The following is an 11,935-nucleotide window of genomic DNA, read 5'->3' as shown; positions in this document are numbered from 1 at the left end:
GCATGTGTCACACCTTCAGGTACTTGCGCAACGCGAAGAACGCCGCCAGCGCCGGCATCAGCAGGCTTGTGGCGAGTATCAGCGGGAGCTTGGTGAGGACGGCGTCCCAGCCGATGAAGTTGATGAGGTTCAGCTTGTGGGACAGGTCCAGACCGTGGTCGATGATGAAGTAACGCGCGATCAGAAGGAACGCACAGGCGACCGTGCCGCCGATGAGCCCGGCGACCGCGGCCTCCATGATGAACGGCGCCTGGATGTAGAACCCGGAGGCGCCGACCAGACGCATGATGCCGGTCTCACGACGACGGCTGAACGCGGAGACACGCACCGTGTTGACGATCAGCATCAGCGCGACGATCAGCATCATCGCCATCACCGCGCGGGCGGCCCAGTTCATGCCGTTCAGCAGGCCGAAGAGGTTGTCGAGGATGCCCTTCTGGTCCTGCACCGACTGCACGCCGTCCCGGCCGTTGAAGGCGCTCGCGATGACCTGGTACTGCTCCGGGTTCTTCAGCTTGATGCGGTACGACTCCTGCATCTGGTCCGGGGTCAGCGAACTGGCCAGCGGGGAGTCGCCGAACTGCTCCTTGTAGTGCTTGTAGGCCTCGTCCTGGGACTCGTAGGTCACCTTCTGGACGACGGACGTCATCTTGCCCAGATCACCGAGGATCTGCTTCTTCTGCTCCTCGGTGACCGCACCCTTGGAGCAGTTGGGGTCGGACTCCGCGTCGCTCTTGTTGCACAGGAAGATCGAGACGTTGACCTTGTCGTACCAGTAGCCCTTCATCTGGCTGACCTGGTCGCTCATCAGCAGCGATCCGCCGAACAGGGCGAGGGAGAGGGCGACCGACACGATCACCGCGAAGGTCATCGTCAGGTTGCGGCGGAGACCGACACCGATCTCCGACAGAACGAACTGCGCGCGCATGGCGTCTGCTCAAGCCTTTCCGTGGAACTCAGTGCTGGTAGCCGTAGACGCCGCGCGCCTGGTCGCGGACGAGGCGACCCTGCTCCAGCTCGATGACGCGCTTGCGCATCTGGTCCACGATGTTCTGGTCGTGGGTCGCCATCACCACGGTCGTACCCGTCCGGTTGATCCGGTCGAGCAGCTTCATGATGCCGACGGAGGTCTGCGGGTCGAGGTTGCCGGTGGGCTCGTCGGCGATCAGCAGCTTGGGCCGGTTGACGAAGGCCCGGGCGATGGCGACGCGCTGCTGCTCACCGCCGGACAGCTCGCCGGGCATGCGGTCTTCCTTGCCGCCGAGGCCGACGAGGTCCAGCACCTGGGGCACGGACTTGCGGATCTCGCCGCGCGACTTGCCGATGACCTCCTGCGCGAAGGCCACGTTCTCGGCGACCGTCTTGTTCGGAAGCAGGCGGAAGTCCTGGAACACCGTCCCCAGCTGGCGGCGCATCTGCGGCACCTTCCAGTTGGAGAGGCGGGCGAGGTCCTTGCCCAGGACGTGCACCTGCCCGGTGCTGCACCGCTCCTCGCGGAGGATCAGCCGCAGGAAGGTGGACTTTCCGGAGCCGGAGGACCCCACGAGAAAGACGAACTCGCCCTTCTCGACCTCCAGGGAGACATCCCTGAGGGCAGGGCGGTTCTGCTTGGGGTAGACCTTGGAGACGTTGTCGAATCGGATCACGGATGCACCACGGGCCGTTGGAGTAGGTGAGCGTGACCATACGCGAACCGGGTGTACAAGCGCAGTCGCCGGGAGGGGTTGCGTGAGAGTTGCGTGTTTTGTCCCTGCTGTTGAGGGCGTGACCGGCCGAGCCCGCGCAGCGGCTCGCGGAACCTGGCACAGTGGAGTGGGGAACGGTTGCGTTCCGGGAAACGTTGTGTACGTGGAAGCGGCACAAGGAGGGCGAGGCGCATGACGTACGACCGATTGGTGTGCGCGAACTGCGCGGCCCCCGTGAGTGAGGGCCGCTGCCCCGTGTGCCGTGCGAGCCGTGAGCGGCTCCAGCAGGAAAGCCCCTGGTCAGGGATGAATCCGGCGGCGCTGATCGCACTCCTGGCCGTACTGATCGCCGCCGTGGCGCTGCTGGCTCACCAGACGGCGTAGCGCACGGCCGGCGGTCCGGTACACCGGTCGCACGTCGGGCAGTCGTACGGCGGGCGGATGGGCGGGGCCGGGCGGGCACGCATACCGGTCGAGGGGGCCGGCGGACGAGGGCCGGCGCACGGCCGACGGCGGCGACGGGCGTACGAACGCACGACGAAGGGCCCGGGGCGGATGACGCCCCGGGCCCTTCTCATGCGTTTCTCGCCCTTCTCACCCTCACCTACGGTGTCACGGTGCGAAGGGCGCCACGGCATGTGTCAGGCCGCAGCCTGGCCACGGCCCTCCATGAGGCGCGGCAGCGCACGGAAGCCGATGCCTCCGGCAATCATCGTCGCGGCGCCGATCACCAGGAACGCGGTCTGCCCCGCACCCGTCTCGGCCAGCTGCTTGCCGCCGCCCTGGGCGGAGGTGTTCGAGGTGTCCGCGCCGGTGTCGGTCAGGACCGAGGAACCCTTGCCCTGCTGGACCGGGTTGTTGCCGCCGTCCGGGTTGGTGTCGTTGCCGCCGCCGTTGCCGTGGCCGCCGCCGTTGCCGTGGCCGCCACCGTTGCCGTGGCCGCCCGTGCCTCCGGTCGGGTCGTCCGTCGGCTCGGTCGGGTTGTCGGTGGGCTGGGTCGGGTCGTCCGTCGGCGTGCCCGGGTCGGTCGGGATTCCCGGGTCGGTCGGCGTGCCCGGGTCGGTCGGGATCCCCGGGTCGGTCGGGATCCCCGGGTCGGTCGGCGTACCCGGGTCGGTCGGGATCGTGGTCGCCGGAGGAGAGGTCGGGTCGTCGGGCTCGCCGGCGACGCTGATGTTCACCTCGAGCGCCGAGGCCGCGCCCGCAGCGGTCAGCGACGCACCCGCGGCGATCACGGCGCCTGCGGCTATCCGCGCCAGGCGGATCCGCGTCTTCTTCGTCATATGGCTGCTACCCCCAGTAGCTCATCGTCAATGGAGCAGCGCACGGGGCCACGGCGTCGGGAACGACTGTGCTCAAAACTCAAGTCCCCCGGTTCACATGCGCCCCTTGGATACGCATGCCGCCCTTTACCTTTCCGATTTTTCAAAGCAACGTCAAGGTCGTTGCGCACGCGATGTCCTGGAAGGTGTCTTTTGCGGGAGAGGTCGAGCTGTAAGTGTGATGCAAAACCCAGGCATCGAGCGACGGAAAAGGCAACTGCCCCTCGGACGGGGGCAGTTGCCTTGTCGACAAAGCGCTGTTTTCCGGCGGAGGTGTCGCCCTTGGTCGCCGGTGTTACTTCTCCTGCTGCTTGCGCCAGCGAATGCCGGCTTCGATGAACCCGTCGATCTCACCGTTGAACACGGCCTCGGGGTTGCCGACTTCGTGCTCGGTGCGCAGGTCCTTGACCATCTGGTACGGGTGCAGGACGTACGAACGCATCTGGTTGCCCCAGGAGTTGCCGCCGTCGCTCTTGAGGGCGTCCATCCTGGCCTGCTCCTCCTGACGGCGCCGCTCGAGGAGCTTTGCCTGGAGGACGTTCATCGCGGTGGCCCGGTTCTGGATCTGCGACCGCTCGTTCTGGCAGGTGACGACGATGCCGGTGGGCAGGTGCGTGATGCGCACCGCCGAGTCGGTCGTGTTGACACCCTGGCCACCGGGACCGGAGGAGCGGAACACGTCCACCCGGATCTCGGAGTCGTCGATCTCGACGTGGTCGGACTGCTCGACGACCGGAAGGACCTCGACACCGGCGAACGAGGTCTGCCGGCGCCCCTGGTTGTCGAAGGGGGAGATACGGACCAGCCGGTGGGTGCCCTGCTCGACGGAGAGGGTGCCGTAGGCGTACGGCGCCTGGACGGCGAGGGTGGTGGACTTGATGCCCGCCTCTTCCGCGTACGACGTCTCGTAGATCTCCGTCTTGTAGCCGTGCCGCTCGGCCCAGCGCAGGTACATGCGCTGGAGCCGCTCGGCGAAGTCGGCGGCGTCGACGCCGCCGGCCTCGGCGCGGATGTTGACGAGCGCCTCACGGGCGTCGTACTCGCCGCTGAGGAGCGTCCGGACCTCCATCTCGTCCAGCGCCTTCCTCACCTCGGTGAGCTCGGCCTCGGCCTCCGCCCGGGCGTCCAGGTCGTCCTCGGCCTCGGCGAGCTCGAAGAGCACACCGAGGTCGTCGATCCGGCCGCGCAGGTTCTCGGCCTTCCTCACCTCGGCCTGGAGGTGGGAGAGCTTGCTGGTGATCTTCTGCGCCTCATCCGGGTTGTCCCAGAGGGACGGCGCGGCCGCCTGCTCCTCGAGCACGGCGATGTCTGCCCTCATCTTGTCGAGGTCCAGAACGGCCTCGATCGACTCCATGGTCGAGGAGAGGGACTTGAGCTCTTCGGATACATCGACGACTGCCACGCATCCAGCGTAACGGCTCCGCCGGAAAGCCAGTGCCGAGTGACCGCCGGTTATCGGAGGTACCGGGGGCGGGGCGGGCACCGGGGGCGCCCGGCGGCGGAGCGAGGGCCCGGTCCCTCGGGCCCTCGGTCCCGGCGCGGCGTGGGCCGCCTCACCCTCACGGCCGAATGAGCCCGGCATTCCGGATCTACCCGCATTCCGGATGTATCCGGCACACTGCCCGAACCGGACCGGGCCGGCGGCTCGCCGCCCCGGCCGCGGACCGACGCGGGGGCGGTGCGCCCCCACCCGGGTGTCGCGGGGGCCGGACCCGGGTCAGGGGGACGCCGGAGCCGAGTTCTTGGTGTTCGCCGGGTCCGTGCCGTCGTCTCCGGAGGTGGCCAGCCACGCGCCGGCTCCCACCGCCGCCAGCAGCGCCGCCGTGGCCACGCCCAGCACGATCCGGCGGCGGCGGGCCTGCGCGCGGTGGCGGGCCGAGCCCGGGCGGGGGGCTCCCGTGGCCCGGGGCGCGCGGGCCGTGCCGCGGGCGCCGCCCGCCAGCTCGTCCGGGCCCGGCACCCGCATCGACGTGTGGGTGTCACGGTTGGAGTCCGGTTTCGCCCCCGGCACCAGCGGCACCGCCCCGCGCCGCACCCGGGCCACCGCGGGCTCTCCGGGCGCGGCCGCCTCGAGCGGCTCCTCCGTCGGCTCCGTGCCGGGCTCGTCGACGTCCAGCGGCGGCATCCCTGCCAGCAGCGGCAGCTGCTCCCGCAGCCGCGACGCCAGCTCCGAGGCGCGCAGCCGGGACGCGGGGGCCTTGGCCAGGCACTGCACGATCAGCTGCCACAGCTCTTCGGGGATGCCGGGGAGCGGGACCACGGTCTCGGTGACATGGCGGCGCAGCACCGCGCCGGGGTGCCCTCCGCCGAACGGCGTGAAACCCGCCAGCAGCTCGTACAGGACCGTCGCCAGCGCGTAGATGTCCACCGCCGCCCGCGGTGGCAGCCCTTCCACGATCTCCGGTGCCAGGTAGTCCGGAGTTCCGATGATCTTGGTCGCCTTGGTCCGGCGGGGCGAGTCGATCAGCTTGGCCACGCCGAAGTCGGTCAGCAGCGCCGGGTGCGAGCCGCCCGGGCCCAGCGGCCCCTGCATGTCCAGCAGCACGTTCTCCGGCTTCACGTCCCGGTGCACGATCCCTGCCGCGTGCGCCGCCGCCAGCCCGTCCGCCACGTCCGCCGCGATCGCCACCGCGGCCTCGGGCGCGAGGCGGCGCTCCCGCTCCAGACGGGTGCGCAGATCGGTGCCCCGGACCAGGTCCATGACCAGCGCCAGGTCGTTGCCGTCGACCACCAGGTCCCGCACGGACACCACGTTCGGATGGTCCAGCCCCAGCAGCGCCGTGCGCTCCTGGACGAAGCGGCCCACGAGCTCCTGGTCGGACGCGAGGTCCTCTCGCAGGAGCTTGATGGCGACGGGCCCGTCCGGCCCCTCGCCCAGCCACACCGTGCCGGCGCTCCCCCGTCCCAGGATCTGGTTCGCGGTGTACCGGCTGCCGATCTTCCGTGCCAAGACTGCTCCTACTGGGGACGCCTGTTGCCGACGCTGCGCCATCGCGGGGCGGCGGCACGAGCGGCTGACGCCGCGCTCTGCCGGCCCCGGTCGACAAAACTACGCGCCCGGAGGGGCAACCTTCACCGCCGAGACGGAAATCACCCCTCAGATGTCGACAAATCCCCAACCCCACGATGAGCGGGGAAGGTTGGACCCGTTGCGTGGGGCCCGGCCCTGCCCGCTAGTTGGAGCCCAGCTTGCCGAGCCACCCGGTCACCTTGCCGAACCAGTCGCTCAGCTGCGCCCAGTACGACTTCGTGGAGCCGATCCAGTGCTGCAGCGGGCTGAACTCCCAGACCAGCCACCCGGCGACGACAAGGATGAGGATCATGAAGAGGCAGCCCTTCAGGCAGCCGAGCCCCGGGATCTTCATCGGGTTGGCGCTGCGCTGACGCGGAGGCCGTGGCTCGCGCGCCGGACGCGGCGCCGGCTGCTGGGGCTGCTGCGGCGCGTACCGCTGCGGCTGCTGCTGCGGAGCGGGGGCGTACTGCTGCCGCTGGGGCGCGTACTGCTGGGGCTGCGGGGCGTACTGCTGGGGCTGCTGCTGCGGATAGCCGTACCCCGGCGCCGGCTGCTGCCGCTGGGGGCGCTGCTGCGGGCGCGCCACCTGGCGCTGCGGACGGCGGCGCAGCGGGTCCTCGCCGGGGTCGAGATATGCCTGGACCTGCGTCTGCTCGTTGCGGTCGCGGGCCGCGCGCAGCTGGTTCTGCCAAGGGTGCGGCTCCTCGGGCCGCTGCTGCCCGCCGGGCTCGTGCTGCGGCACCGGCGGCATCACGGCCGTCGGATCGGCGGCTCCGCTGTGGGGCAGGACGGCCGTGGGGTCCGCGGCGCCCGCGGGGCCCGAGGTGTGCGGCAGGACGCTGGTCGCCGCGTTCGGGTCGTACGAGCCGGCCGGGCCCTGCGGCAGCACCTGCGTGGGGTCGGCGGAACCGGGCACGGGCGCCGGAGCCGGGTCCGGCGCGAGCAGCGCGGACACGCCCTCCGCGGCGGCGATCTGCGCGGCGTTCGCATGCACGCCGACGCCCTCGGCGACCACCCGCAGGGCCCGGGCGAGGTTCTCGGCGCTCGGCCGTCCCTCCGGGTTCTTGCGCAGGCAGCGCTCTATCACCGTCCACAGCGGGCCGGGCACGGTCGAGGGCCGGCGCGGTTCGGCGCTCAGATGCTGGTGGAGGACCTCGAGGGCGCTCCCGCCTGCGAACGGCGGACGCCCGGTGACCAGCTCGTACAGCAGGATGCCGGCACCGTAGATGTCGACGGCGGAGGTCTGCGGGCGGCCCTCGGCCGACTCCGGGGCCACGTACGCGGGCGTGCCCACGAACTCGTGTGTGCGCGTGAGGCCCGGCGAGTCGGCCAGCCGGGCGATGCCGAAGTCGGTCAGCATCGGATGCATCTGGCCGTCGTGCTGCTTCAGCAGCACGTTCGCGGGCTTCAGGTCGCGGTGCACGACACCGTCGGCGTGGCTCACGGCCAGCGCGTCGGCGATCTGCGCGGTGAGCAGGGCCGCGGCGACCGGCGTGAAGGGGCCGTTCTCGCGGAGGTAACGGTGCAGGTCGGGGCCGTCGACGAGGTCCATGACCAGCGCCAGCAGATCGCCCTCGACGACCAGGTCGCGCACCCGGACGATGTTCGGGTGGGTGAGCCGAAGCAGAACGGAGCGCTCCCGCAGGAATCGCATCACGATGTCCGGGTCGCTTGCGAGCTCCTCCTTGAGGACCTTGATCGCGACCGTCTCGCCGGGCTGGCCGGGCACGGCCGCCTCGGCGCCCGCGGTCTCCCTCTGGCGGGCTCGCCAGACGGTGCCCGTGGCGCCGCGTCCGAGCGGCTCCTCGAGCAGGTACTTGCTGCCTACCGGCCGCACGTCATGGGCTCCCTGCTGCTTGCTTGCCTGGTCCATACGCCGGTTCCGGTCACTGCTCCCGGCGTGCCGAGCGTGTTCCGATCCACTGTAGTGCCGTGGTGGGCGGCACTCCCTGTCGTCCTGTCCGTCTTACGTTCCGCTTCCCGTGCATGTTCGAAGAAAAGACGCTCGCCTCGGTCCGTTGGTTGCCGCGGCCGGACGTGACCGATCTCAAGCGGACACCGGCCGGGCACTGGTCAGGCACTTTTGCGGGCAGAGCCGACCAATCAAGATCACTTGACGTTGGGCGGCGGGCGCGTTGTCGGCGGCAGGTGCGAGGATGCATTCCGTACTGGCCGCTGTGCTCGTGCGCGGTGGGGGGAGTTCGCGGTGGGGGGACCGCGGCGCGGCTCCGTCCTCGTGCGCGGGCGCCCGCGCAGAAGGGACCGCTGACGGCGATGCAGATCCGGCTGACCGTCGTAGACCCGCCGGGCCCGCCCCCGGAGTCACGGGCGCGCGCCGCGAGCTGCGACGTGCTGGTCACCGCTCCCGCCGGTACGGCACTGGCCGCGGTGGCCTCCGGCCTGGCCTCGGCGGTCGGCGCGGCCCAGGGCGCCTCGCCGCCCGAGCGCGGCCGGGAGCCCGGGGCGAGCTCCCTGGTGCTGTACGCGGGCTCCGAGCGGCTGGACCCGCAGCGCTGCACGCTGGGCGAGCCGCCGCTGCTGGACGGGGCGGTGCTGACCCTCGGCGCGCCCGCGGAGCCGGGCCCCGAGCCCGACGAGGACACGGCCCAGCTCCATGTGGTGGCGGGCCCGGACGCGGGCGGCGTCCATCTGCTGCACGGCGGTGCGGTTCGCATCGGCCGCTCCGCCGACGCGGACGTCCCGCTGGACGACCCCGACGTCTCCCGGCTGCACTGCGCGGTCACGGTCGCCGCCGACGGCCGCGTCTCGGTCGCCGACCTGGGGTCGACGAACGGCACCACGCTCGACGGCAGGCAGGTGGGCGACCGCCCGGTGCGGCTGACCCCCGGGGCGCTGCTGCGGCTCGGGGAGTCGGCCCTGCGGCTGGCCCCGCCCGGCTCGGCGCGGCCCGTACGGACGGCACCGGACGGAGAAGGGCAGGTGCGGATCCTGGGTGAGGCGGCTCCGGCCGGCCCGGCGGGTTCCACGGGCCCGGCGACCGTGCCGCACCCGGGCACGGGCAACACCTCGGGCGGGGACTCCGGCGCGACGGAACTTCCGGGCGCCCACGGCACGGCGGAGGACACGGAGGCCCAGGGGACCGCGGCGGCGGACGGCACGGGCCATGAGGGCCCCTCCGGCGGCGGGCGGCCGTCCGCAGGCGGCGCCTCCACCGGCGGGCACGGGACCGCCACGGGGCCCCGGGACGGACACGGACCCGTCACCGGCCCACGCGACGGACACCACGCCGGCACCGCTCCCCGCGACGGACTCCCCGTAACGGACGGCCCCACCGGTGCGGGGTACCCCGCCACGGACGGCATCGCCTCCGGGGACACCCATCACGGCTTCGGCGTCAGCGCCTGGGGCGCCTCCGACGGGATCGCCCCCGGAGCACAGGAACACGGCCCGGTGGAGGCGCCCATCCCCACGCCCGCCGTACCCGGGCCCCCGGCGTCCGGGCCCGGCGCCGGGGGCACCCGCAAGGGCACCCCGCCGCGGGGCACGGCCGTGCCTTTGGGAGTGCGCAGGCGCGGCGGGCTCACCGCCTGGGCACGGCGTCTGACCGGAAGCCGCGGGGAACAGGCCGGCACCGCACGACAGGGCGCCGACGGGGACCGGGTCGCATCGCCGCCCCCGTCCTTCGCCTCCCCGGCCCCCGAGAAGTGGCCCGACCTCGCGGCGCTGCTGCTCGGCGCGCTCGGCCCCGGGCCGCGGCTGTGGGAGCGCGGCCCCGGCCACCCGGAGACACTCACCGTGCGGCTGGGCACGGCCGACCGTGCGGCGCCGGACGGCGGGGGCCTGCTGCCCGCGGTGCCGGTGACGGCCGGACTGCGTGAGGTGGGTGCGCTCGGCCTGGCCGGGCCCCGCGCGCGGCTGACCGGGCTGGCGCGCGCGGTGGTGGCACAGCTCGCCGCGCTGCACTCCCCCGACACGCTGGAGCTGGTCCTGATCAGCGCCGACCGCTCACGTCCCCTGGAGGAACGCACCGCGGACTGGGCCTGGCTCGGCTGGCTGCCGCACCTGCGCCCGGCGCACGGCCAGGACTGCCGGCTTCTGCTGGCGTACGACCGGGAGCAGGCCACGGCCCGCACCGACGAGCTGCTGCGCCGCCTCGAGGACCACCTCTTGGACCCCACACCCTCCGGGGGCCACCCCCCGGCCACCCCCGGCTCCGCACAAACCGCTCCCGGCTCCGATAGGTCTGCTCCCGGCTCCGGGAATTCCGCCGCCCCCTCCCCCGGACCCGGCCCGCACACCGGTCCCGGGGTGCGGGGTGCCCTCCGTCGCCCCTCCTGGGCGCGTGACGAGGACGAGGCGGGCGACACCTTCCCCGGGCCGTACACGGTGGTGGTCGTGGACGGCGACCCGGGAGGCGCCGGTGTGCGCGAGGCCGTGGCACGGCTGGCGCAGGAGGGAGCGCGGGCCGGTATCCATGTCCTGTGCCTGGCCGACGCCCCGTCCGCCTCCCCGGCCTCCCCGGTCACGGAGACGTACGAGGCGGCGTGCGCGGCGTCGCCCGCGTTCCGGGAGTGCGGTGCCGTCGCGCTGCTGTGCGGTGACGTGGCGACGGCACTGCGGCTCCTACGGGTCGCGCCGGGCGGGGGCGCGGATTCCGCACGCGGGCGGCGAGCCCCCGTGGGAAACGGCACGGTCGCCACCGTGGACGCGGTGTCCCCGGCATGGGCGGAGCGGTTCGCGCGGGCGCTCGCCCCGCTGCGCACGGACGGCGGCGGGGACCGGCACCCGCGGGTGTCGGCACCGCTGCCGCAGGCTGCCCGGCTGCTGGACGAGTTGGGCCTGGCACGGGCCACTCCGGCTTCCCTGATGGCGCGTTGGGCCGACGCGGCGGACGACACGAGGTCGCCGGGCGGCCGCGCCTGGGCGGTGCTCGGCGCGGGGCCGCGCGGTCCGGTGACCGCGGACCTCGCCGCCGACGGACCGCACCTGCTGGTGGAGGGACCGCCCGGCAGCGGGCGTACGGAGCTGCTGCGTTCGATCGCCGCGTCGCTCGCGGCGGCCGAGCGTCCGGACCGGCTGGGAATCGTGCTCGTCGAGGGTGGGGGCTGCGGTCCGAACGGCGCCACCGACGGCGAGGGACTGCGGGTCTGCACGGATCTGCCGCACGTCACCACACTGCTGGCGGCCAACGACCCGGTGCGGATGCGGGAGTTCGCGCAGTCGCTCAGCGCCGAGCTGAAGCGGCGTGCCGAGCTGCTGGGGCGGCTCGGCTTCGCCGAGTGGCACACCCGGCGGCAGGTGTCGGAGCGGATCGGCCCGCAGCGCACGGGCGGTTCCGCCTCGGGCGACCTCGAATCCCCGCCGAGCACGACCCTGCGACTGCGTCCCGCGGCGGCGCGGCAGCAGGCTCGGACCGGCCCGCCGATGGCCCGTCTCGTGGTGCTGGTGGACGACCTGGACGCACTGCTGTCCCCCGCGCTCGGCGCCCCGGGCCGCCCGGCGGCAGGGTCGGTCGTACGGGCCCTGGAAGCGGTGGCCCGTGACGGAGAGCGGCTCGGGGTGCATCTCGTCGCCGCGGCGGGACCGGGCGGACGGACGGCCGGGTGGGAGCCGGCCCGCACGGCCTGTCTCCGGATCGCCCTGGACACGCCGGCACCGGGACCGGACGAACCGGCGCCCGGGCGTGGCCGGTTGACGGGTGCGGACGGCCGGGTGACGCCGTTCCAGGGTGGCCGGATCACCGGGCGCATTCCTCGTACGGCGACCCTGCGCCCCACGGTCGTTCCTCTGGAGTGGCACCGCATGGGCGACCCGCCCGCGCGGCGACCGGTTCGCGAACTGGGCAACGGGCCCACGGACTTGGCGCTCCTCGCCAGCGCGCTGGAGCGGGCGGCCCGCTCGGTGGCGGCCACGGAGGTGCCCTCGCTGTTGTAGGTTCCGCGACCGGAGGAGCG

Annotated in this window: 8 protein-coding genes; 2 read left to right on the top strand and 6 right to left on the bottom strand. The window is 73.0% G+C overall.

All coding sequences use genetic code 11. From position 1 onward, the window contains the following. Window positions 1-7: 7 nt before the first annotated feature. The gene (ftsX, locus tag LZ604_RS21920; protein ID WP_234517130.1) at window positions 8-928 is read right to left on the bottom strand and encodes a permease-like cell division protein FtsX; all 921 of its coding nucleotides are present in this window, start codon (window positions 926-928) and stop codon (window positions 8-10) included. Between the two features lie 28 nt (window positions 929-956). After that, complete coding sequence (gene ftsE, locus LZ604_RS21915; protein ID WP_234517129.1) at window positions 957-1,646, bottom strand: cell division ATP-binding protein FtsE; 690 nt, start codon at window positions 1,644-1,646, stop codon at window positions 957-959. A gap of 231 nt (window positions 1,647-1,877) precedes the next feature. Here ftsE and LZ604_RS21910 point away from each other — a divergent pair, with 231 nt between their 5' ends. Next, on the top strand, window positions 1,878-2,069 hold the full coding sequence (locus LZ604_RS21910) for a hypothetical protein (protein ID WP_234517128.1): 192 nt from the start codon (window positions 1,878-1,880) through the stop codon (window positions 2,067-2,069). 257 nt (window positions 2,070-2,326) lie between these two features. Here LZ604_RS21910 and LZ604_RS21905 read toward each other — a convergent pair whose 3' ends face one another. From LZ604_RS21905 to LZ604_RS21890, 4 genes are all read right to left on the bottom strand, one after another. Then, entirely contained in the window at window positions 2,327-2,968 is a 642-nt protein-coding gene (locus LZ604_RS21905) for a hypothetical protein (RefSeq protein ID WP_234517127.1), read from the bottom strand. A 334-nt stretch (window positions 2,969-3,302) separates the two neighbouring features. Then, window positions 3,303-4,409, bottom strand: a complete 1,107-nt coding sequence (gene prfB / locus LZ604_RS21900; RefSeq protein ID WP_234517126.1) for a peptide chain release factor 2 — start codon at window positions 4,407-4,409, stop codon at window positions 3,303-3,305. 315 nt (window positions 4,410-4,724) lie between these two features. Next, window positions 4,725-5,957, bottom strand: a complete 1,233-nt coding sequence (locus LZ604_RS21895) for a serine/threonine-protein kinase (protein WP_234517125.1) — start codon at window positions 5,955-5,957, stop codon at window positions 4,725-4,727. A gap of 223 nt (window positions 5,958-6,180) precedes the next feature. Further along, on the bottom strand, window positions 6,181-7,857 hold the full coding sequence (locus tag LZ604_RS21890; RefSeq protein ID WP_234517173.1) for a serine/threonine-protein kinase: 1,677 nt from the start codon (window positions 7,855-7,857) through the stop codon (window positions 6,181-6,183). A 437-nt stretch (window positions 7,858-8,294) separates the two neighbouring features. Between LZ604_RS21890 and LZ604_RS21885 the strand changes: the two genes are divergently transcribed. Next, the gene (locus tag LZ604_RS21885) at window positions 8,295-11,915 is read left to right on the top strand and encodes an FHA domain-containing protein (protein WP_234517124.1); all 3,621 of its coding nucleotides are present in this window, start codon (window positions 8,295-8,297) and stop codon (window positions 11,913-11,915) included. The last annotated feature ends 20 nt before the right edge of the window (window positions 11,916-11,935 follow it).

Origin of the sequence: Streptomyces glomeratus, from assembly GCF_021462825.1 — a bacterium.
Taxonomy (GTDB): Bacteria; Actinomycetota; Actinomycetes; order Streptomycetales; family Streptomycetaceae; genus Streptomyces; species Streptomyces glomeratus.
This window is presented reverse-complemented; position numbering and strand designations above follow the sequence as displayed.